19 protein-coding genes and 6 pseudogenes are annotated in these 22169 nt (G+C 59.2%); 13 read left to right on the top strand and 12 right to left on the bottom strand.

The annotated features are described in order from the left end of the window. Positions 1-245: 245 nt before the first annotated feature. Positions 246-1991, bottom strand: a complete 1746-nt coding sequence (gene virD4 / locus CK230_RS29195) for a type IV secretion system ATPase VirD4 (RefSeq protein WP_095795870.1) — start codon at positions 1989-1991, stop codon at positions 246-248. 229 nt (positions 1992-2220) lie between these two features. Beyond that, positions 2221-2910: a hypothetical protein gene (locus tag CK230_RS29190; protein WP_245330156.1), complete on the bottom strand. Its 690-nt coding sequence runs from the start codon at positions 2908-2910 to the stop codon at positions 2221-2223. Between the two features lie 1334 nt (positions 2911-4244). Here CK230_RS29190 and CK230_RS33360 point away from each other — a divergent pair. Further along, the gene (locus CK230_RS33360) at positions 4245-5246 is read left to right on the top strand and encodes a type III secretion protein (RefSeq protein ID WP_176480269.1); all 1002 of its coding nucleotides are present in this window, start codon (positions 4245-4247) and stop codon (positions 5244-5246) included. Positions 5247-5528: 282 nt separating this feature from the next. Here the strand turns inward: CK230_RS33360 and CK230_RS29180 are convergent. Beyond that, positions 5529-5983: pseudogene (locus CK230_RS29180) on the bottom strand (IS21 family transposase); the annotation flags it as partial. Between CK230_RS29180 and CK230_RS33860 the strand changes: the two are divergent. Together CK230_RS33860 and CK230_RS33855 are read left to right on the top strand one after the other, a co-directional pair. Beyond that, positions 5983-6297 (top strand): annotated as a pseudogene (locus CK230_RS33860) (IS21 family transposase); the annotation flags it as partial. The pseudogenes CK230_RS29180 and CK230_RS33860 sit on opposite strands and share 1 nt — an antisense overlap. An 818-nt stretch (positions 6298-7115) precedes the next feature. Then, positions 7116-7364: pseudogene (locus CK230_RS33855) on the top strand (5-methyltetrahydropteroyltriglutamate--homocysteine S-methyltransferase); the annotation flags it as partial. Between the two features lie 45 nt (positions 7365-7409). Here the strand turns inward: CK230_RS33855 and CK230_RS29165 are convergent. From CK230_RS29165 to CK230_RS29150, 4 genes are all read right to left on the bottom strand, one after another. After that, entirely contained in the window at positions 7410-8462 is a 1053-nt protein-coding gene (locus CK230_RS29165) for a cytochrome-c peroxidase (RefSeq protein ID WP_095795872.1), read from the bottom strand. A 62-nt stretch (positions 8463-8524) separates the two neighbouring features. Next, positions 8525-8824, bottom strand: coding sequence for a hypothetical protein (locus tag CK230_RS29160; RefSeq protein ID WP_095795873.1), 300 nt, complete (start codon positions 8822-8824; stop codon positions 8525-8527). Between the two features lie 75 nt (positions 8825-8899). After that, positions 8900-9733, bottom strand: a complete 834-nt coding sequence (locus CK230_RS29155; protein WP_141246136.1) for a prephenate dehydratase domain-containing protein — start codon at positions 9731-9733, stop codon at positions 8900-8902. 246 nt (positions 9734-9979) lie between these two features. Continuing rightward, the gene (locus CK230_RS29150) at positions 9980-10192 is read right to left on the bottom strand and encodes a cold-shock protein (RefSeq protein WP_067318763.1); all 213 of its coding nucleotides are present in this window, start codon (positions 10190-10192) and stop codon (positions 9980-9982) included. A 199-nt stretch (positions 10193-10391) separates the two neighbouring features. Here CK230_RS29150 and CK230_RS33850 point away from each other — a divergent pair. Next, a pseudogene (locus CK230_RS33850) lies at positions 10392-10882 on the top strand (insulinase family protein); the annotation flags it as partial. Positions 10883-10939: 57 nt separating this feature from the next. Here the strand turns inward: CK230_RS33850 and CK230_RS29145 are convergent. Further along, positions 10940-11614: a transposase gene (locus tag CK230_RS29145; protein WP_245330157.1), complete on the bottom strand. Its 675-nt coding sequence runs from the start codon at positions 11612-11614 to the stop codon at positions 10940-10942. A gap of 51 nt (positions 11615-11665) precedes the next feature. Here CK230_RS29145 and CK230_RS33350 point away from each other — a divergent pair, with 51 nt between their 5' ends. Further along, complete coding sequence (locus CK230_RS33350; protein ID WP_176480267.1) at positions 11666-11872, top strand: hypothetical protein; 207 nt, start codon at positions 11666-11668, stop codon at positions 11870-11872. Positions 11873-11916: 44 nt separating this feature from the next. On the opposite strand, the pseudogene CK230_RS33845 reads toward CK230_RS33350, so the two are convergent. Beyond that, positions 11917-12255 (bottom strand): annotated as a pseudogene (locus tag CK230_RS33845) (winged helix-turn-helix domain-containing protein); the annotation flags it as partial. A 123-nt stretch (positions 12256-12378) separates the two neighbouring features. Between CK230_RS33845 and CK230_RS33840 the strand changes: the two are divergent. The 3 genes and pseudogenes from CK230_RS33840 to CK230_RS29125 all read left to right on the top strand — a co-directional run bounded on the left by CK230_RS33840 (position 12379) and on the right by CK230_RS29125 (position 14294). Beyond that, positions 12379-12627 carry a DUF6074 family protein gene (locus CK230_RS33840; RefSeq protein WP_067003870.1) on the top strand — a complete coding sequence of 83 codons (249 nt, stop codon included), beginning with the start codon at positions 12379-12381 and terminating at the stop codon, positions 12625-12627. A 59-nt stretch (positions 12628-12686) separates the two neighbouring features. Next, positions 12687-13952 (top strand): annotated as a pseudogene (locus tag CK230_RS29130) (Ti-type conjugative transfer relaxase TraA); the annotation flags it as partial. 129 nt (positions 13953-14081) lie between these two features. Further along, positions 14082-14294, top strand: a complete 213-nt coding sequence (locus CK230_RS29125) for an AlpA family transcriptional regulator (protein ID WP_082953618.1) — start codon at positions 14082-14084, stop codon at positions 14292-14294. A gap of 157 nt (positions 14295-14451) precedes the next feature. Here CK230_RS29125 and CK230_RS29120 read toward each other — a convergent pair whose 3' ends face one another. Continuing rightward, positions 14452-14634 carry a hypothetical protein gene (locus CK230_RS29120; RefSeq protein ID WP_095783484.1) on the bottom strand — a complete coding sequence of 61 codons (183 nt, stop codon included), beginning with the start codon at positions 14632-14634 and terminating at the stop codon, positions 14452-14454. Then, positions 14631-15923 carry a tyrosine-type recombinase/integrase gene (locus CK230_RS29115; protein ID WP_095795875.1) on the bottom strand — a complete coding sequence of 431 codons (1293 nt, stop codon included), beginning with the start codon at positions 15921-15923 and terminating at the stop codon, positions 14631-14633. The genes CK230_RS29120 and CK230_RS29115 overlap by 4 nt, the downstream gene beginning before the upstream one ends. A 458-nt stretch (positions 15924-16381) precedes the next feature. On the opposite strand from CK230_RS29115, the gene CK230_RS32860 reads away from it, so the two are divergent. From CK230_RS32860 to CK230_RS29100, 3 genes are all read left to right on the top strand, one after another. After that, positions 16382-16615 carry a hypothetical protein gene (locus CK230_RS32860; RefSeq protein ID WP_141246135.1) on the top strand — a complete coding sequence of 78 codons (234 nt, stop codon included), beginning with the start codon at positions 16382-16384 and terminating at the stop codon, positions 16613-16615. A 199-nt stretch (positions 16616-16814) separates the two neighbouring features. Beyond that, positions 16815-17096, top strand: coding sequence for a hypothetical protein (locus tag CK230_RS29105; protein ID WP_095820248.1), 282 nt, complete (start codon positions 16815-16817; stop codon positions 17094-17096). Between the two features lie 722 nt (positions 17097-17818). Beyond that, positions 17819-18094, top strand: coding sequence for a helix-turn-helix transcriptional regulator (locus CK230_RS29100; protein WP_245430088.1), 276 nt, complete (start codon positions 17819-17821; stop codon positions 18092-18094). A gap of 7 nt (positions 18095-18101) precedes the next feature. Here CK230_RS29100 and CK230_RS29095 read toward each other — a convergent pair whose 3' ends face one another. Next, positions 18102-19154, bottom strand: coding sequence for a hypothetical protein (locus tag CK230_RS29095; protein WP_095820246.1), 1053 nt, complete (start codon positions 19152-19154; stop codon positions 18102-18104). 397 nt (positions 19155-19551) lie between these two features. Between CK230_RS29095 and CK230_RS29090 the strand changes: the two genes are divergently transcribed. Further along, positions 19552-20274, top strand: coding sequence for a heme-binding protein (locus CK230_RS29090; protein ID WP_095820245.1), 723 nt, complete (start codon positions 19552-19554; stop codon positions 20272-20274). Beyond that, positions 20271-22145, top strand: a complete 1875-nt coding sequence (locus CK230_RS29085; protein ID WP_095820244.1) for a methanol/ethanol family PQQ-dependent dehydrogenase — start codon at positions 20271-20273, stop codon at positions 22143-22145. Before CK230_RS29090 ends, CK230_RS29085 begins: the two co-directional genes overlap by 4 nt. Positions 22146-22169 lie beyond the last annotated feature (24 nt).

Raw genomic sequence — 22169 nt, 5'->3', positions numbered from 1 at the left:
TCATCGTGCCATCGCTGAAGCACTTCGCTCAATCCCTGTTCCAGTCGCAGAACCTCCTCCGGATTGGTTGGCGACTCCTCAGCTCGATCATCGAACGGCAGGAACACCTCGGCAAGGGGCTGCTCAACGCCCATTTGCCGGGCCTGGACCGCTTGCCCTCCCTCTTCCACGCCGGCGTCCTGCACCTGCGAGGAAGCTGTTACACGGGATGGATTGCTATTTCGCGGGTCCATACTATCCTCACATCAAACTGTATCGTCAAAGTCCTGCGTCAATTCAGGCAGCGGCTCATCGAGTTGAGATTCTGCCGAGAGCCCCTCGTCTTCTATCGTCAAGGGTGCCGGCTCCGGGAGGGCGCCTGCCTGGCTTTCAAAGATGCGTTTCAGAATACGATCCGAAAAATATCGCACCTTCCTCAATCGCAATGGTGGGAGACCTTTGATGAGAACGATCTCGTAGTCGTCATCGAGCAGCCGAACCTGTTCCGGACGCAACAGCGGTGCACCTTGGTGTGAATTCTGAATGTTCCAGTCGAACGTTCGCGCTTGGCTGTAGGAAATCGATTTGGCTTCAAACGTGTATTCACCGATGGCCTTGGAAATGTAGTTCGGAGTCTCGTCATCGGCAGTGGCCATGAACACTTGCAGGCCGGTATTGCTGAGAAAATTCTGCTTGCCAGCCTCGCCATAGGCCCCCGTCAGTGCCGAGAGGCTTTGGATGATGAGCATGAAGCGACCCTTGTAGCCGGCGATGGTCGTAATTGCCGTCTCGATCGCCTCCAGCTTACCCAAGTGTTTGAATTCATCGAGCAGAAACAGGACTTCGTATTTTTCATCCCGGCGAGGCATTGACCGCTGTAAAATTGAAACGACTTGCTGAAAGAACAGGCGTATCAAAGGCGCGACCACCTCAAGATCGTTCGGACTAACGCAAAGATAGATGCACGTTTTGCGACGGCGAAGATCATAGACCGAAAAATCTGAGCGACTTGTCGCCGCCTTTACAGCGGGATCCGCCCACAAATTGAGCCCGCCATCGCCAAGGACGGACGTGTAGGAGGTTAGGATTTTTGTATCGTTCCCGGCCATGTCGTCGAAGATGCGTTGTGCCTCTTTGTTCCGGGTCTCCATGGCGAGTCGCGCGAAGAGCTTAAACTTCTCCCCCGGCTGGGCGAAGAGGTCATAGACGGCGCCGATTGTTGGCGTGCCCCGTTCGATGCAGGCAAGGATCCCCGCGACAAAGAGATCTCGCGCGCCGTTGACGAAACCTTCCGCGCCCTCCCCCTTCGCTGTAATGAGGTTTGCCGCCAAGCGGCGGGCCTCAGTGAATTGCTGCTGTGGAGACAGCGCAATAAGGTCCAATACCGGATTATAGCAATTCGTGCGCCGCTCAGAATCCAGCGGCGCAAATTTGAACACCTCGGCGCCGGCGGCCTGGCGCGCCCTCGAGGTAAGCTCAAAGAGCTCCCCCTTGACGTCGAGAGCTATCACCGAGCCTTTGAATGTAAGTAGCGTTGGAATGACTATGCCGACGCCCTTACCAGCACGGGTCGGTGCGACGATAAGGCTGTGAGGCTGCTCGCCATTGGTTAGGTAGTAGCCAGGCCAGAAAGGGCCAGTCATCTTCCCAAATACCGGGCCTGTCACGGCACGGTATCGTCGCAGATAACCCGGGCGTCGCATCTCATCCACTCGCGCCCAGCGCGCCGTCCCGTGATGTTCGAGGTTGCGCCGTGTTACGATCTGCTGAATCAGCAACACGACCGCGGACGTTGAGAGCACGATAGCTACGCCCCGATAGAAGACGGGGGTTGCGAAACCCAGATAGAAGGGCGTCTCAAACCAAAAGGCACGGACGTCAAACGTCATCAAAGCCTCGCCGCCACGCCAGTGGCGGAACGTTGCATACAGACTTGCCGCGCAGAAGCCCAAGGCGAGCGAGCACGCGATGCTAAGAGCTATGTTGGGGGGCGTGTTTTTTGTTGAAGCCATCGTTCATAGCTAATGCTGCGCTTGCTTTCAGACACTGGACCGACGTCGCGCGATGTCGCCGCTCGACAGATCGATGCCGAGCGGGTGGTGCGGTGCTTGCATCGCACCACCCGGCAGACGTGGTTTTTGAAAGTTACCCTAAAGCAGTGCGCCAAGGGCCAGCGAATTGGAAATGGCAAGGCCGGGAACGGAATTCGGGGAAAAAGCGTCACTTACCATGGCCGAGACCTCAACGGCCGGACCGATCTCTGCTTCTGGAGGCAGTCATTAGATCCTCTCGGGCGTGATTGTAGGCGTGGCTTATGGACTGCCCGACTTGACCACCCCGCCGCAGCTGTTCATAGGAGGTTTGCGGGCCTACTGTATCACGAACTGAAGCCGCAATGCCTGCTATGTGGCCGTCCAAATTCGCACTCCGTTCCTCTGCTGCATGCTGCGGCGGAGGCATGTTCTGCAACAGGCCATGCAGGTCGGGAAGTAAGTTAGCTTGCGCTTGTTGATTTGCGTCTAACTGGTGATACGCGGCCACAATGGCATTTTCGGCGGTCACCTTGACCATGTGGTGCTGATGGGGGTCAGCAGCCAATTCAATGGCCTGCTCAAAAATGCGAGATTTATTTTGGTCATTAAACTTACTGAAGTTTTGCGCCACAAACATAACCCCTAGAGCTTGCTCCATTGGGTCCATGTTGCCAATGCGATTAACAAGAGCAGTCTGCTTCTGGGGCCCTAGAAAATGGCCTACATTACTAGCCGCCTGGACTTGGAACAATGCTACATCATCCGAGTTGAACCCCAATCCGGCCGTCAATCTGTCGACCAGATCGTTGGCTGATCGTCCGAGCTGGTTGTTGCGCCTATCAAATCTGCTGAGGTCAGATTCGTGCCCGGGTGCCACGTCCTGAACGGCACGTCGCATTTGCCTCTCGGCGGATTTGAAGCTCCCAAGATCGCGTGCTGTATCGCGCGGGTTAGGGCTTACTAACCGTTCTGCAACATTGGTCAGTGGCCCGCCTGGAAGGCCATGATTGTTACGCCGTTCCTCGGCCCTCCTCCCGTCGCGGGATGAACTTCCAGCTGCACGTTTTGGTCTGCTATCCCGATCCATTGCTCGGCCTCCAAAGGCGTTTCTCTACCCCATGAGGTTACCACCCAAGCTTGGTCTGCTAAACCAATTTGGTGTTACACTTGTAGTCTCGCAGAGGTTCTCCCAGCGCTCTGGGTCACGCCGAGAGCCCATTTAATCCAAAGAATATGATGAAGTTGGGCTCAAAGGCGATGCATGTTTCGCAGCCTGACGGCACGAATGGCATGCCGACGCCGCCTCTTTCGCCTGCTCCTACCCCTCGTTGGAAAACCCCGGCATGTTGTCGCCCGCAGCAGCATCTCCTTTGAGAGCAGGCCTGCATGCTGGAGCGTTTGGACGACGGCCATCGCCTTTCCAGCCGATACCCGCGGCTATCCTCCTCCCTTGGCGAGGAAATCAGCCGCGTCCTGGTCGGCAATTGGCACGGCGCCGCGCTAATAGCATTGCCATGGCACCACAGGTCGCCGCCCTTCCAGGCAAACTCGTCCTGTTTCTTGCCGCCTTGGTCGATCGCGATTTCGGCGCTTACCTCGCCACTCGATGCGCCGAGCTCTCTGCCGAAGGCAGATCGCGCTACCCCGACGCGCGTCAAGGGAAATCATGTCCCTTTGCTGTGGGCGCCGGTTCCGGTACTGAACCACACGGTCGTCATCGTGACAGGCCTCCCGACCTACCCGGATGCTACTTCCTCTACGATCTCACGGCACCGCGCGCGGACGTCGGCGACACACGCAGGCACACCCGAACAAGTGCGCATCGTAGCGGCGTTGGTGCAATTGTCGCTCGCGACAATTAGCCGTCGCCACTCGACCCACGTCGAACACCGCCAACGCACGGTTCAGCGGCAATTACAACTCCCGTAGTTGTCGCTGAGCCGTTGCCAAATCCACAGCCTCCTGATAGTCGAATCACACCGCGCGGCGCGGCCTCCAACCGGCCATCATAATCGACGCCCACCGGTCCCCATAATCGTCGCGCTACGTACCTTACCCTAGGTGATCAGAAAGGTGAAAAGATTGGGAATTTGCGGCTCCAAATCCTCCGGATCGGCTCGACATTCCGCACATGACACGCGAGAATCCACGGCATCGAACTTTGAGAGCAGCATATCAGCGCTGAGGGTCTCGCTGGGTACGCTTCCCGACAGTTTGCGATGGGGCGGAGATGTGCCTCTGGAGCAACATCAGATCCAGCAGGCCGCCTACCATATGGGAGCGTTTGTCGTCGGTGACGAGGTCACGAGCCCGAGAAGACTCGCGACGGCCGGGCAAACGGTTCACGACGTCCGCCTGCTGCTCAAGCATGGCCGGGGAAACGTTAAGGCGGACGACATTCCCTCGCACGGCCACAACGGCATCGGATCGTCGGTAGCACTGCGGGGAATAGACGCCACCAACAAGGTTGCACGGGCCGTACTCATGGGAGCGGCGGTCTGCGATCAGACCGCTCCCCTTTCCGCCATCGTCCACGCCCCACACATGGCGGCCAACGAGTTCAGTACGACCTATGCTGCTACCGTTCCAATGAAACAAATAACCGACGAAGGTGATGAGATCCCAGTCAATGCGGCTCACACCTGGAACGAACTGTGGCGCGAAAGCCGCGATACGAGCTCAACCGTGGTCATGGATGCCTGGGCCAACGGTCCCGCTGTTCGGTTGAAGGACAGCGCATGGGGCCGAGAGCCAGCCTGGCAAGGTCCTTGGTCGATGGACAAAAGCGAGGCTGAATTCCTGAAAAACCGTGTTGAGGGGTTGATTCCGCTCCTGCATCCGGACAGTGATGACGACGTTCGCAACGATTTGCGCAGGAAGCACGACGCACCCACATCCTACGACAAATATGCAGAACCACAAGTGATCTCACCCGAGTTCGCCAAAAGTGTACGCACGGCATTGTCCCGTTTTCCTGAAGACAAAAAAACGGAAATCGCATCACGGATGATTCGCGAAGCCTTCGGAATGGATCCTAATCAAAACGCAGTGCAATCAGTTCTGGTGTCTGCCAACCAACTGGACTCGCTGCCCCGGCCTCCCGTCGTGCCGTCGGAATACTCAACGGCAAGAGGATCGAATCGGCCGGTTGCTGAACCGCGGGGCGCCGCTAACGCACGAGCTGATTTAGCGTCTTCCACGAGAAGCAGAGAACGCTCGAGTCGAGGTCGATAAGCTTTGGCGGCGTCGTCACGTTGTTTAGATGTGGCCACGTGAGGGGCTATGCAGCCGGCCATTCGGGCGTCCCGCGCAAGCGTCTCGGTAGACCATGTAGCGCAGCGTCGCGCGCCATCGGGCGGCGCCTCCACGCCCATCTGTATGATGACCGCATCGACCTCTTCCTCGGGCCGGACCAGGTGATGACCACCAACCGGATCCGCGTCAGACAACCCGGTCGGGGCACAGTATCGATTTCCGGCACTTCGTCGCGAACCTGAAGCGCAAGCCCCAGGCGTTGCTGATCGTACTGTTGCGCGTGACGTCCGGACCAGGGTGAAATCGGTCGTTTGCCGCGGCGGCAGCGGCTGGAGCAGGCGGCGCTCTTCCTCCAAAAGCTTAGCCCGGCGCCGGTTCTGCTTGGCAACCTCCTTCTCGACGAAGCGGCGATAGTCCTCGATGCTGGCGAAATCGCGGCCGGCGGCGCAGAGCCTGGTCGAGGCGCCGCTTCAGGTGGCCATGAGGGGCTTCGATCGATCCGTTCTCATTGGCTTCGCCGCGGCTGTTGCGGGTGGCGCACATTCCGTAATGGCGACACAGAGCCTGGTAGCTTTGGGTGAAATCGCACTGGGCGTCGGCATCGAGGTTCTTGCAGGCGGCCGAGAGCGAGTCACTGCGGTGTTCCGCCGGCACACCACCCAGCCCCCACAGCGCATCCTGCAATGTTCCGACAAGGCGGTGAAGTTCTCTCCGCCGAATAGAGGAGTTGCTCAAGATCGATGGCATCCTGTCCGTTACCATCTTCGAGACCGTGCAGGACGAGTTCGGGGAGGATGCCGTTCCCGACGGCGTGAGGCGCACCCTTGAGCGCCGGATTGTCCGGTGGAGGGCGCTGAGCGGGGGCGAGAAGGAGATCATCTTCGCACAGCGTCACGCGACCGGCCGACAGGGACTGTCGGACTTTACCATCTGCGACGATCTGCGCATCACCATGGGCGGCGAGTGCTTCGGCCATCGCCTCTTCCATTTCCGTCTCGCCTGTAGCGGTTGGGAACATGCAGCGGTCGTGCAACAAGGATCCGCGCCTCCATCAAAGCAAAATCGCGCGGCCACACCTGTTCGAGAGGGTCTGGCCCGGTTCGCCAGTGGCGCTCGCGCGATCCGACGCTCGCTGCGGTCGGTGATACCGGCCTTATTTGGGAACCAGTATCGATCAATGAAGCGGATGAGCTTGCTTCTGAAGTCCGCCATTTGCAGTTCGGAATCGCACCTAATTCCTCCAAGCAAGAGCTGCAGGGTGGTTCGATCCGGCACTGATCCTTGCGCAGGGGGTTGGGTTTGAGCCGGTGCCGGACCGAACCGTCTCAGGGCAACGCCGGCTATGTCGTGGATGATTGGGGCGACCGCGGCTAAACGGTGGCGATAGTGTGTCACGGAACCACCGTTTCCAACGCGCACCTGCCAAACGTGACCAGACGTTTCCGACGGCGCGGCGCAGCTCGGTTGCGGTTCGGCCGTGACCCGCGATGTTGGCTGTTGGAAGAGTACGACCGATCACAGCGGTCGGGATGAAGGATAGGGAAACACTTACAAATAGTGATTCCGCAGCACATACGAGCGATTCACGCACAGTGACCAGCCGCGCGGCTCCACCGGCGCGAACTCGACCAGATCCCCCCTGAGGGACTGGATCATCGCCACACCTAACTCTTGACGCAAAACGCCGTGGCGCCATCGCTCTCTGTCGAGTCGACCGAGGTTCCGACAGCAATGCTGCGTTTCTGGGCGGCGGCCGCGACGACGAGATCTAAAGAATTGGGTCAATGGTGGGCTGCAGTACACGCTCATTGAACCAGCCGCCCATGCGAAAGACCAGCGGGCTATGTCGATTACAATGCCTTCTTAAAGAGGGAGACTGAGGCGGAGATCCTCTGGCAGGAGGAGATCGGGCCGGACGTGCTGGTGCAACGGCGAGTTCGAACGAAACGACATGGTGCAGCATTTCGGCGAGCAGCTGTCCCGTCGCCTTCACCCAACGCGGCTGGGTGCACAAGTTATTGCCCCCGCCACCTGCGCACTCCCATCTTCACCGACGCATCGCGGCCTGATCCGATGACGTCGCGCTGGTGGCATTGGCCCAGTCGATGACGGAAACCAATGCTCACGCGCCCGACGCGATCGCTATTTTCCCAAGATCTGCGATTGAGGTCGAGGTGTTGCCGCCGTTTCAGTGGGTAAGAGGGGATAAGCTATCTTCGGTAGCTTTCCGGTCAGTGAATTAAGGAAGGCAACGATCCGGTCGACTTCGTATTGCGTTAATTCTTCGCCAAGCTGCGTGGTCCCCATGGTGGCGACGGCCTGTCTCAGGTCCCAAACCTTGCCCGAATGAAAGTACGGCGCCGTGATTGCTACGTTGCGCAGCGGTGCCACGCGGAAAACATAGGAATCCTCTGGTACATTGGTGATGGCAAATCGTCCCTTGTCGTTCTCCGGCAGAACGTTGGCGCTAGGCTTCTCAACGACTCCGAACGGATAGTAGCCTTCCCCTCCAAGATTGACGCCGGAATGGCAGGACGAGCAGCCCTTTTCTATAAAAAGGGCCAGGCCCTGTTTTCCTTCGGGACCGATGGCGGTGTCATCGCCAGTGAGGAAGGCGTCGAAGGGCGCCGGCGTGACCAGTGTCGCCTCGTAGTCTGCGAGTGCATTGGTTAGATTATCGAAGGTGATGGGTTCGGCCTCCCCCGGGAAAGCTGACTGGAACCACTCCATATATTGCGGCATCGATTTGAGTGTCTCGACCACTTGGTGCGATGTGTTGGCCATCTCGGCACCGCCCTGTATCGGCCCTTTGGCCTGAGCTTTCAGGTCTTCGGCGCGACCGTCCCAAAACTGCGATTTGTTGAAAACAGAGTTAAACACCGTCGGCGCGTTGCGCTGCCCCTTCTGCCAACCATGGCCAATGGAAGTTTCACGATTGTCGTCACCTCCGGTGGCCAGGTTGTGGCATGAGTTGCAAGAGAAAACGCCTGAGGACGAGAGGCGTGGATCGAAAAACAGCGCCTTGCCGAGGGCAATCTTCTCCGGCGTCCTCGGGTTGTTGGTGACCTCCGGTATGGATGGCAAGGGCTTGAAGATGGCCAGTGCCGTTTCTCTGAGGTCTGGCGGAATGGACTGCGCAGCAAAAGCTGTGGCTGCCACCAGCGCAACAGCCATCGCAGTGAATAGAAATTTCATAAATGGATTCCTTAGGATGTGCACGGAACCATTGTCCACATGCGGCCAGCGAACGCCCTGCGCTAGATCAGCGGATCGAGGGGAATCGTGCTTGGACGACAAGTTGCGATCGACTTGTGCGTCAAGTTCTGCAAAATGGCTGGCGGCGACGGGATGCGTCCGCCGAGCAGCCCCCATGTAGCGGAGCGGCGGGCGCACCGGGCCGCGCTCAGGCGGCCAATGCCCTCAGGCTCTCCTTCTTGTGCTCGCGAGAGATGCTCCATGTTGAGGTAGCGGGTCGCCTCGAGCCAGGTCTCATGGATCTCAACCACCCAGCGCCCGAACCAGCCATACAGCTCTGCGGATTGGGGAACCAGCCGCATACAGCCTGCGGATTGGGAAAGATGCGCACGAAAGGGCGGGCCACCGTTCTTCGCCTCGGTGAGGTCTAGCCATAGCTAGTAAAGACGCGGGTACGATCCCAGAATTCTAATGCCATCGATCGCGGCCAACGCAGCCAGCGCCGGGTTCGTCGAAACATGTCCAGCGACATCGATGACATACTGATGGGTGTCCAGCCGCTCGCATGTCGGACGCTCATAGATGTTGAGAACGAATAAATCTTCCTTCGAGAACATCTTCAGAATATAATTGAGGTTTTGCTCTGAAACGCGGAGATGAAGTGTCGTCCGGTCGAATCCAGTCGGCGCAGGAGTCTTGCGCCCAAGCACCCACCACCGGGTTACGTTATGTAGCCCTTCTTCGATTCCTGTTCGCAAGAACTGCAGATTGTACAGCTTGGCTCCAAGTGCAGGACCAAATGCCGCTATCGAAGGAGACTTTTGCTCAGCCACGAAAGATGTCGCTCCCGTGCGGCTCTCTCGCTCAACGTTCGGCATGTTCTCGTCGAGCCACGCGGCCACCTCCTGCAAGGCTACGGGATGGCCCATTACCTTAGTGATCGTCGAGAAACTTGCATCCTCGCTTGCAATCAGGCTGTAGCTCAGGATCTTCGGATACTCGGCGATGATCCTGGGAGACCTCAAGCTCAGGATTTGATCGAGGTAAGGAGTGGTTCCGACCAGAGAGGTCGTAACTGGGGCGCATGCAACGTCGACGCAGCCCTTTTCATATGTTTCGAACAATCCATCGCTGAACGGAACGAGTTCAACTTGGTCACCAAAGATGTCCAACGTGGCTTGATGTGTCCAAGTACCTTCGGGGCCAATGTACCCGGCCCTCTTGATCCCGGAGGTGTCAATCACTGGAGGCCGCTTGAATTGCTCGTTCATCCCCCGGCCACACTGGATCGAGAGAGCGTCAGACCCACATTCCAGGAACAATCACAATGGAGAGGTTCACTGCAGAACATGAGAGCGGGGACCTGCTCCTCTTCACTCGCAAACATCTTGTTTCAGTAGGAATTAGCAGCTTCCCACAAATCTGCCCCGGTCGGCGATGGATCCATGCTCTTGTCCGCTCTATGCGGCGGTCGGTGGCACGTCTGCCCGAATCTTGCCGGGCAGACGCAGAAAAGTTCAGCTAGCTTTGCTGAGACTGCCAGCGGAGGACTTGCCGGTACGGCGGTCCTGTTCGATCTCGTAGTTGATCTTCTGGCCCTCATTAAGGGTCGAAAGGCCCGCTCGTTCGACAGCCGAAATGTGGACGAAAACATCCTGACCACCATTGTCGGGCTGGATAAATCCAAATCCCTTGGTGCTGTTGAACCACTTTACCGTTCCGGTCGCCATAATCGTATTCCTTTGTAACCATGTCGATGTGGGCAGGCCATAAGCCAGTCCGCTTCATAGCCGAGATTTCAGGAGCAGCAAAAGCGAAAATCGCAAAAGCCCGCTCTTATCGCAAAGCGACTCGCAAGGCCCACCATGATCGCCTGTCGCCGGAAGCATCGAGCCTGGAAGCCTGCTGAGGGCTCATCCCGGCCCGGCGCTGTCCACTGATTCACTTTCTCCCAGTGAGGGTACGAGGGCGCGTCACCTTCAAAATGAGGGACGACTCACTTCGCTCGAACCTTGCACACCGCCCGGCCACCACAACCGAAGGCAATCGATAAATCTTCGGTCGCTCGCGGGACACTTTTTGCGACCTGCGGCGCGTTTGTGACCGCTCTGGTTCTGGCGGCCACCCGACGACATCAAGGCAACGAATTTCCTGCTCTACAATGAGGCGGTCGTCATCTCCCCCATCACTGCGCCCATCGTCATCCATATGGCGTGGTACAAGATAGGCAGCGCCGACCGGCCGCCGGGAAATCCGGCATGCGCTTTATTTCGACCTCTGATGTTCAAAGCGACGGCCAATCGCCCCGCCGGCGAGTAAAACCGCGCGGTGGCCGAGACCGGCGGTCCGCACAACGCCTTCACCTTTATACCGCGTTCTACAAAAGAGTGGCGCCCTCGGCATTGGAGCAGATAATGAGCGCTCGGACGGCGTCGACGACGAATACGTATCCGCTCCGGTCCGCGATTCAGCGTTTATTACAGCCCCAGTTTCCTAGTCAGTTCCGCGTTCTCCTTGCGCAAGCGTGCCGCGAGCAGGCTCTTCAGTCGCTTGTTTTCTTCCTCAAGCGCGACGAGGTCCTTCAGATTGTCACCATCCGACGCAGGCGGCGCAGCCTTCTTCCATTTATAGTAGGTCTGTTCCGAGATGCCGGCCTGCTTTACGGCACCCTTGTGAGTGGCGCCGCCACCGATAGACTTCTCGATCTGGGCGAGCATCTGGGCACGCTCCTTTTCAGAGTAAATCTTCCGTCCGGTCCGCACGGCCGCTGCTGGTGCTTCCGTCGCCTGAGGCGCCGTATTGGCGGCATTCTTCCGGGCAGGCTGCCTAGGCTCACCCTTCGCCTTCCGCGACCGTGGTGCTTTCTTCTTTTCAGGCGTTTCCACTTTGGCTGCCGGTTCCGTTGCAGTTTCAGCGTCCAAGAGATTTGCCATAAGATGCTCCGCTCGCGGTTTGTGCATGTGTTCAGCATCAAGTGCTACGGCACTAGAGTCAATAAGGCGACCATTTGGCAACTCCATCTCCTTGAGTTCCCTTGTTGTCTCGGCCATTGCTGCGGAGAGATCGACATCGCCCCAGATGGAATGACCCCGTTTTTGAGAACTGCGCTTCTGTCTGATCTCCACCGTGAACGGTCGGGTCTGCCGCCTCATAGTTTCTTCCTTGTTGGATACGAATTGGCGCGGAAGTCGCGGCAGACACGAATGAACGTCTGGCCCTTCCGCTGTCGCCCGAGCTATATGCATCCGACGGCACGAGCAAGCCTGCTGGCTACTCACACCCTGCAGACCGTTTTCTATAAAGCCTGGGAGCAGGTAGGCTATGCCATCTCGGGCATCGACGAGGAGGTCGATATCCCAAAACATGGCAGCATGCAAAAGCTATTTCCCCGTGTGTCCGATAGTACTTGACGGCTTGCACGCAACTCAAAGAAGCTGCTCCAGAGCACCGATGATCTCGGTCCCGAAGCTCGGTCGCCGTAGCCGCAGAAGAGCAATGGGCCGATCCGTTTTGGCACCGCGCTGCTGGCCCTGCTATGGACGAGCGACGACGCAAACGCGAGTCCTTGCGCCTTGAATGACCTCGATGAAACCTTCCGCGGCCCAACTGGTCGTACGCGACGGTAACCGTGGTTCCCGAAACGCCGAGCTCATTCGCCAGCGCCGGAGGACGGCAGTTGACTGCCCCGTTCATAGACCCCGGCCAGGATCTGGTCGCGAAAAGCTTCGTAGATCTGGCGCGGGCCCAGGTCTTGCGAGCGACCTGCCGACGCGGCACGGGACTGATGGATCAACGCCGGATTGGGAATTACGTGCCCCTTATTCCACTGTTGGCCTCTGTCCGAAAAAAGGCGCCGTTAACGAAATTTTTTAACCCTCCAATGCTTAATCCCGAAACTGGAGGCGTGAGCTGATCAATGGGTGACTCAAGCATAAGCGCGTTTCCGCTGCATCGTCGGCGGAAATTGGTCGAAGGTATCGCCCGGGTTCTGGAATCCAAGAACGGGGAGGACGCCAATGCCTTCTGGCGCAGCACCGTGAAGACAATTCTCGTCCAACTGTCCCAATTAGGAATTGCACCGGGGCTCGCTGAACAGGAAATTGGAACGCTTCTCCGTGCTATCTTAGCCGATATAGCCACCCGGTCTGCGAAAGTCGAACAATAGCATCGGCTCACGCGCAAGGATTGCAGGCAGCGCCGGTGGCCGCGCCCACCTCCATTTCCGAGGTTCGCGCCCTCGACGAGGCGGCTCGCGGTCGGTTACGTGAAGCCGGCGATCTGGGTGACGACGTGCGTCTGACGGTCGAGCGCGGCGAGCGCAACTTCGCCAGCGGGGACCGCGTTATGTTCCTACGCAACGAGCGCGGCCTTGACGTCAAAAACGGCATGCTCGGGACGATCGAGCAGGTCAGCGCGCAATTCATGACCGTGCGCACCGATCACGAGCGTAGCGTCTCGTTCGACCTAAAGGATTATGACCGCATCGATCACGGCTATGCCGCGACCATCCACAAGGCGCAGGGCATGAACGTGGACCGCACCCATGTGCTGGCGACGCCGGGCATGGACGCCCATGGCAGCTACGTCGCCCTGTCGCGGCACCGTGACGGCACGGACCTGCACTATGACCGCGACGATTTCACCGATCGGGACCGGCTCACCCGCACCGGTCGCGCGACCGGGCCAAGGACATGCGTCAGATTATGAGCGCGCCGGTTCGGCGCAGCGCCATGCCTAGCGGCGGGGAATCACGTTCCGCGAGCGTGTTGCCGACATCGTGCGCAAGGTCGTGGCTGAACGGCTACGCAATATGTTCGATGGCCGGCGCCCTCCGGCAGATGGCGCTCCCAACTTTGACGCCACGCGCAGGCCGGAAAGAGAGGAAGTGCGCCTCGAATCCGCCGCGGCAGCGAGAGAGACCGCCGAGGACGGGCAAGCGGCGTTGCGGAGAGCCCGAACCGATGCGCTCGTGCGTCATGCCCGCGCCGTGGACGCGATATTCAACGACGACGGTGCCGGCAAAGAGGCCAGCCCCGATGCTGTCGCGCGAACTGGCCGACGCCCGAAAGTCTTCGACGAGGTGCGGCCCCATGGCTGGCGCGATGCTGAGGCGGCTTACGTCAAGACTCGGAGCGTGTCGGCGAGGCCGCTGCCGGACGGATCAACCGCGTCATCCGTGCTCTCCAGCTTGAAACCGAAATCCGCACCGGTCCGAGCCGCCGTGCCGACCGCTTCGTGGAACGCTGGCACGAACTCGATCGGATCCAGCCAGCATCAGTATCGGGCGGCGACATGCCCGGTTACAAGGCCACGCGATCGGCGAGGGGCGACATGGCCAAAAACGTCGAACGCGATCCGCAGCTTGAATCCATCCTCGCCAACCGTAAGGGGCACCTCGGCATCGCCTTCGAATCAGGTCGTCATCTCGGCCTGGAACTCGCCTTCAATCACGGCATCGACATCGGAAGACGCCGGGGCATCGGACAGTAGACCCGTCCGATTAACCGCCGTCTCTACGTCGGGCTACGACGACGCGCAAAACCCTCTTGCGCGCCCATAACTGTCCGTCCTTTCTGGATCAAGAGCAGCCAGAAACAGCCGGCAGGAGGCAGCACGACCATGCCCGAACCAGACCGTATCATTCGCCTGAAAACCGTCCTTTCCCGGACCGGTCTGTCCCGATCTACAATCTATCGCAAGATCGCCGAAGGCACCTTCCCGCGCCAGATCCAAATCAGTGTCCACGGTTCAGGCTGGCATGAATCCGACATCAGTCGCTGGATCACCAATCCCGTTTCGTGGCGTCCGCAAGACCAAGGCGACAAGTTCTGATGAGGGTCCTGCCGCGGGAAGCTGGTTGATCGAGACGCGCGGTCGCCGCCTGAGCGAGCGAAGACGGCAAACCGGAAACGACAGTCGGCCTCGCGCCCATCAAAATGGGTTGCTCAAGCGAGGCAACTTTTTTGGCGGTGGTACCGGTGTGCGCTTGTCACGGCGTTTCGAAAGTACGTAGGATCACGTTCTTGACCGTGGGACGTAATGCGAGTTCTTCAACTAGATCGCCTAACAGCGCACGTTCGCCTTGGCCTAGTTGCCGATCCGAGTGCAGCAAATCAACCAATTCGGCTGCGTCGCCGAATACGGCTTTGCGGACGGCGTTGCCGAAGCTCACGTCATAGAGCTTGGTGTTTTCCCGCCCTGCAAAAATGCAGCCCAATCGCTCATCATGGCGCGGCGCTTCTCAATCATGGTTTCGCGGCGATATGCGGCCTCAACATCGCTGCTGATGGCGTGGGCGAGCGCAAATTCCCGCATGTCTCGGGGATAGTCGGACAACTCCCCTGCCCAATCAGAAAACGTTGACCGCAGCCCATGGGGCACGGCTGGACGCTTCGAGTTCTTGTCGAGCCAGCCCGTGCGGCCCGCCTCGATCTCGCTTTCATGCATCCGCCTCATGGTGGCGCTCAACGTCATGTCGGACAGCATGCCGCCACGGATCGCCGGAAACACATATTCTATGTCGGCAGTCGCGGCCTCTTTCATCGCAGTTAGGATTGTCATTGCCGCGTCGGATAGCGCCACAACGTGTGGGCGCTTCATTTTCATTCGCGACGCCGGCACTGTCCACAATTTGGCGTTCCAATCGATTTCCGGCCATTCCATGCCGCGCACTTCGCCAGATCGTGCAGCGGTCAATGTCGCGAATTCCAACGCCCGTGCACCGGTGCCTTCGCGTTTGCGCAATGCTGCGAACCAGGTAGGCGCGTCTTTCAGCTGAACGGCGGGCTGATTATCGACTGTCGCAACCTTGCTTGGCTTGGACAGCATGGCGTTGAGATTGCCCTTCCACTCTGCCGGATTGTCGCCCTCGCGGTGTCCGTGTGCCTTTGCCCAATCAAGCACGCGTTCGCAACGTTGCCGCAAACGCGTGGCCGTCTCCGTCTTGGTCGTCCAGATCGGCTTAAGGATTTCAACCATGTGATGTTTGGTGACTTCGGAAACGGCAAGATTGCCGATGACGGGCATTGCATACGTGTCCAGCGTGGATTGCCATTGCTTCCGATGCTTTTCGCTTCTGAATTCGGCCAGAGTGTCGGCAAGGAATTTGTCAACGGCATCGCGGAATGTGAGGTGGCGCTTTGCGGCCTCAATCGCGGCTTTGCGGCGGTCGCGCTTCTGTTGTAGCGGATCGACGCCATTGCGGATTTCACCCTTGATTGCCCTCGCCCGCTCGCGAGCTTCGCCCAACGAAACGTCGTGTCCGCCAAGACCCATTTCGCACCGCCGGCCATTGATGTTTGTTGTGCGCAATAGCCATGATCGCCCGCCGCCCGGCGTGATTTGGAGCATGAGCCCGGCAACACCGCCAACGGCAAACACAGCGTTGCCCGGTTTGATCGATCCGGGGTGTTTCAAGTTCTTGACGGCCAGTGCTGAAAGTTCCTTCGCGATCCTCGGCATTTCTCCATCCCATCATCTTACCCGCCAAAAACAATGACATTGGATGATGCGGATTGCAACGGCGCGAGACAGCCATTTTAGATTAAAGCACTGATATTGCCTATAATTTTCATTGATTGAGACGACAAGAGACAGCAATATGGCTGTCGCTCTCTCCGCCAGCAATTTTCCTAATAAGTCAATGATTTCAAATACTTAGATAATTCGCGAAGTGCTTCAAGATCGAAGCGACCTTAATCTGCGTAACAAATTGCCAAGAATCCGCCAAGCCGAAACCGAAGGGTATGCAGTGGATCTGATCTATCGGGATCAGGTCCGCGGAAGCCCGCGCTATCGCTGGTTGCCAATCCACCAAAACCCACCGAGTGGCTTCGGTTCCATTAGGCGCAACTGAATCAACAATGGAACAATTCCTGGGCGGCCGGAATTGTTGGTCAGTTTCAACAGAGGGCCAGCCAATGTCCATCATTGAGAGCATCACCGGCATTTTCTCGTCAAAGAAAGAACCGAAAAAGGCGCGTGAAAGAAAAGCTGCGCCGAAGAGTGACGCTCCGAAAAAAGCGTCTGCCAAATCGTCAGCTGCCAAGAAGACCGGTGCCGCTCCGGCGATGTCGGCCCACTCGAAAGACGCTGCCTCAAAGGGCAAGTCGGGGCAACCTAAGGCGCCGGCCAAAAAGAAAGCAGTCCATTGACGCCAAAGAACTCCGAAGCGGGATTCTTTAGCGCAACCCTGAGACCGCCATTCGTTCCGCAACATCAACGGTGGCGCCTTGTCCGGTCCCAATCTTCGGCCTCGGGGCTCGTCAATTCATTCCCTAAAACGATATTCTGTGCCGGACGCGGAACCAATTCCACGCGCCAAAGTTAGGAAACGCTTACGGGGACTCTGCTATGCTCCTTGCCTTGGACGATGCGATCTCGTCGGCTGTTTTGGCCGGCAGGAGGAGAGATGCGGAAATCTTTGGTGTCATTGATCTCACCACCAAAACCGAAGCCAGGTTCAGCACCCTCAGCTTGGGGCATGCTATCCAATTTGTCGCTAACGCGTCAGTGCTGGGCTACGATGTTCGCGGTGCGATGGTCCTCTACGGAGTGCAAGGGAAGCCGAGTCTGAGAAAATGGGATTGCGACCGGCTGTGGGCACAATATGGCGGCGCCTTGCTCCAACCATAAATTCCCGACCAGATGCCGATTCAATTTTGACTAAAGGCCAAGTTCTTCCCGGCTCCGTGCTGACGGCCGCCGTTCGTAGTCCACCGGGGCGCTGGACAACATCCGACCCTCACTGCGTCCGACATCCTTGCCAAGTCGAAGGCAGCATACACCGCGCCGAGGGTGATCAGAAATCTAAGCATGCACTCGTTCTCCGGTTTTGAGGGAGAGGAACCGCCAACCGTGCCGGTTGGTTCCGGCGTGCCTGAAAAGGAAACCCGCGCCCCTCGGCGAGGACGCGGGCCGGTGTTTCCACCATTCTGCGACCGCTTGAGGGGGACAGTCGCAGACCTTCTCAACATGGCAAACTGCAGCTTGTTCCACGTTGCAAAGAGAAAGCCCGCCGAACAACGTCGACGGGCCCGGGCTCATGATCGCACCGCGCACGCGCTCACATACAGTGGCAAACCCTCACAAGGAAAAACACGCCCACTCCATAAGGGATGACGAGAAGCCCGAGGGCAATCCAATAACCCGGCTGCGCCATTGCCGCGAAATCTGAAAGGAGCTGTTTCATCGCCACCGAAACGATGCTCGATCATCGTTGTTCCAAATGACAGCGGTCCGAGGATATTTGACGCCCGTTTTTGCCGGCAATGGAACATGTTCTTGAACTTTCAGTTCGAGACACGATCAAGAACCAGTGGAGATGTTTGGTGGCTCCTCTAACGCCAGAGCAGGTAATGGCTGCCCGAGCCTTGTTGAACTGGCCCCGGGTGCGGCTTGGGGCAAAATGTGATTTGAGCGAAGCGAGCATTCGCGAATTTGAGCGCGGGGGCCGGGTGCCGTCGGCGGAAAAACTACTCGCGATGCTCCAGGTTTTGCAGGCCGCCGGCGTCACGTTCTTCGGACAGGACAGCTCCGGCAAGCCTGTCGTCCGATTGCACGCTTCGAAGGCTCCGCACGTCACCAATCTCGCCGAGGGCGAAGCCGGGATAATCGGCAACAGCGAAATGTGAACACAGGTCAAGAAAGCTGCGCCAGTTCTTTGCGTAATAAACTGCGGTCGTTCGGCAAAAGGGGCGCAGGCGGACTGCCCAGATGACGCGACAATGCCTCGACTGTCGGAGCATAGCGTTCCCAGAGCGACGTCAATCGCTCCAGGCCATGCGGTTTTGGAGTTCCGTAGCCTGCCCTTGCCGCACGTTCCAGAACCTGCTGCAGCACCTCTCTATCGGTTTCCGGGCGGTCGATGTCGAGCCGCAGCAGTTTGCTCAGTTCGTCAGCAAGGTGAGTGCCTTCCTCAAGCAGCAGGATAGCCTTGCCGCGCAGCTTGGGCTCATCGATCGCTTCGAGAACGGCAGCAAGGTCCAACAACGCGGCGAGCGTGGCAGGCCACCCCGCACCGGTTTCCAGGGATCGAAAATAAATCAGGGACGGGTGCGATGCATGGCTCTGCAGCACCTCGGCGCACCAGTCCCTGCCCTTTACGAGCACCTGTTCCAGCTCATCCTTGCAACCGAGTGAAGCATAGCGTTCCAGCAGCGCGATCGCGGACGGCGGATCGCCTGAAGCGGTGGTTATCTTGAGGATGCCGGAGTCGCGCTTGCCGATGCTGGTCTGCACCTGAAGCAGGTAAGTGACGGCCATCGTCATGACCGACAGGCCGCAGAATCCCGCCGCGATGTTGACCCAACGGGCAGGACCGGTCGCGTCCGTTTCGCTAAGGCCGACCGTCACCAGGCTGCTTCCTGCGACGAATACCGCCTGGGAGAAAGTCGGGACCGCGGGCCGGTACCAACCGCTCAACGCATCCACCATCAGCCCGAAACCGAAAATGAGAAGCAGCATCCAGCCGGTGAAGGACACTACCAGCACGAAAGGCGCGAAGGCCGCCGGAATGGCGGCGCCGGGCCTGTGCGTATGCCGCAGCCCGAACAAGCCGGCGAACACCATCCGGCTTGCAAGACGCAGGGACGCCCGGCTCTCGCCGGGCACAACGACGGTGTCAAAGACGTCGCGAAGCGTGAACCAGACCACGAGGGTTCCGACGAGGAATTGCAGGATATCGACGAGCATCTCCTGTAACGGCCAGATCGGTCTTGTGTTCAGAAATCCTAGCCCCCGCTGCATCGCAGTCGCAGCGAAGCGGATAGCGCAAGCTCTCGAAGCCGCCGATTGCTCATCTCGGCCCCGGAGCCGGCAAGATCGCAAACCGGCGACAGTTACAAACGGGCGTGCGTATCAAACAGCCCGATCGGAGGAAGCGGTCTGCTGCGGGTTCGGCTCTGTCCGATTCCTCTCCCGATCCAGCTGCCTCGGCCAGCCAACCTCGTCAGTGCGCAAACCTTCCCCATGTTCGAGGAACAAAGCGGCCGATTGCCAGTTCGGTAAGATCAACAAACGTTTTCGGGTCATGGCTCATCGTCGATTTTTATCACTAGCTCTGAGCCTGCTTGTCCTGGCGATTGGCTCGATGCAGCAAGGCACTGCTCGGGCCCAGGCGCCCTGTCCGGCCGATCACGACAAGCTGCTCTCGGCCTTGAAGGCCAATGTCAAGGCGAGCGGCGGCCCGGCGAATGGCGGCTTCGAGACCAATGAATGGGCAGCGATCGTAGCTCGGGACGGCACCGTCTGTGCGGTTGCCTTCAGTGGACCCACGGTTGATGCGCAGTGGCCGGGCAGCCGGCTGATTGCGGCCGAGAAAGCGAGCACAGCCAACGGGCTTAGCCTGGCGAACATGGCGCTTTCGACAGCCAATCTCTATGCCGGGGTTCAGCCGGGCGGACCGCTGTTCGCCCTGCAGACCACCAACCCCGTCAACGAGGCAGCGGCTTACGCCGGCGACCCGAAGACGTTTGGCAGCGCCAGTGACCCGCTTATCGGCAAGCCGATCGGCGGCCTCGTCGTGTTCGGCGGAGGCCTGGCTCTGTACGACGGCAAGGCAATTGTCGGTGGCCTCGGTGTCAGCGGCGATTCCTCCTGCGCCGACCACAATGTCGCCTGGCGCGTGCGCGCTGCCCTCGGCTTCGACAAGGTTCCGGCAGGCGTCAATCCCAACCGCAAGGATGCCATCATCTACGATCTCGATCCCGGCGGAAAAAGCGCCTCCGGCTGGGGTCATCCGCTTTGCGCCGGGCACGAGGCCGACATTGCGGCGGAAATCGGCTCCGGCGTCGGAGGATCGACGCCGAAATGAAGCAAGCAACGCAACTTGCAGCGTTCTGCGGTGACCCGGCATGTACGGACCGCCCGGCGGCATTTCGAAAACATCTTGGCGTTCTTACTGCCACATTGCTGGTCTGCGCGCCCCTGCTGACAGCCGCTTCGGAAGCTCCGTCGACGCCCGCGATCTCTCCGCCTGCCGCGGCCGCCCCGCCCGATGACGGGCAATGGGCGATGCCGGCCAAGAACTATGCGTCGACCCGCTTTAGCGACCTCGCCGAAATCAATGAGGGCAATGTCAAGAACCTGCAGGTCGCCTTCACCTTCTCGACCGGGGTGAACAAGGGTCAGGAAGCGGCGCCGCTGGTCGTCGGCAACACGATGTATATCGTGACGCCGTTTCCGAACGTCGTCTACGCGCTCGACCTCTCGAAGCCCGGCGCGCCGATGAAATGGAAATACGAGCCCAACCCCGAGCCGGCCGCGCAAGGGGTTGCCTGCTGCGATGTGGTCACCCGTGGCGCGGCCTTCGCGGACGGGCGCATCTTCTTCAACACGCTCGACGGACACACCATTGCGCTCGACGCGAACAGCGGTCAGCCGATCTGGAACGCCCATATCGCCAACATCAATATCGGCGAGACCATCACCATGGCGCCGCTGGTGGTCAAAGGCAAAGTGCTGGTCGGCAATTCCGGCGGCGAGATGGGCGTGCGCGGCTGGGTCAAGGCGCTCGACGCCGGCGACGGTCATGTCGTCTGGACGGCTTACAACACCGGCCCCGACAAGGAGGTGCTGATCGGACCCGACTTCAAGCCGCATTACGACATGGACAAGGGCAAGGACCTCGGCGTCACGACGTGGCCGCCGGAAGCCTGGAAGATCGGCGGCGGTAACGTGTGGGGCTGGATTTCCTACGATCCGGATCTCAACCTGATCTTCCACGGCACCGGCAATCCCGGCCCCTGGAATCCGGACCTGCGGCCCGGCGACAACAAATGGACGTCAGGCATCTTTGCCCGCGATCCCGATACCGGGGCGGCGAAATGGTTCTACCAGTGGACCCCGCACGACCTGCACGATTATGACGGTATCAACGAGCAGGTCCTGCTCGACATGAAATGGCAGGGCAAGCCGCGCAAGGTGCTCGTCCGCCCGGAACGCAACGGCTATCTTTACGTCCTCGACCGGACGACCGGCGAAGTCCTGTCCGCAAAACCTTATGGCCCCGTCAATTCCAGCAAGGGCGTCGACCTCAAGACCGGCCGCCTGATAGAAAACCCGGACAAGCTGACGGGTACCGGCAAGGTTGTCCGCGACATCTGCCCGACCGCCTCGGGCCTCAAGGACTGGCAGCCTTCCGCCTTTTCGCCGAAGACCGGCCTGCTTTACATCCCGCACAACAATCTGTGCATGGACGAAGAGGGCGTCGAGGTGAACTACATCGCCGGCACGCCCTATGTCGGAATGAACGTCCGCATGATCCCGGGGCCGGGCGGCAATCGCGGCGCCTTCACGGCCTGGGATATCGCTGCCGAAAAACCCGCCTGGAGCCTCAAGGAGAATTTCCCGGTGTGGAGCGGTGCGGTCGTGACCGCCGGCGACGTCGTCTTCTATGGAACGATGGAAGGCTGGTTCAAAGCGGTGAGCGCCAAGACCGGCGACCTGCTTTGGCAGTTCAAGACCTCGTCCGGCATCATAGGCCAACCCATCACCTATCGCGGCCCGGACGGCCACCAATATGTGGCCATCTTATCCGGCATCGGCGGCTGGGCCGGCGCCATCGTGTCGGGCGACCTCGACCCGCGCGATGCCACCGCCGCGCTCGGTTTCGTCAATGTGATGAAAGACCTGAAGAACGCGACCACGGCGGGAGGCACGCTTTATGTGTTCCGTCTGCCCTGATGCATTCGGCTTGATCCACGGCGT

Source organism: Mesorhizobium sp. WSM3859 (assembly GCF_002295065.1).
Classification (GTDB): Bacteria; Pseudomonadota; Alphaproteobacteria; order Rhizobiales; family Rhizobiaceae; genus Mesorhizobium.
This window is presented reverse-complemented; position numbering and strand designations above follow the sequence as displayed.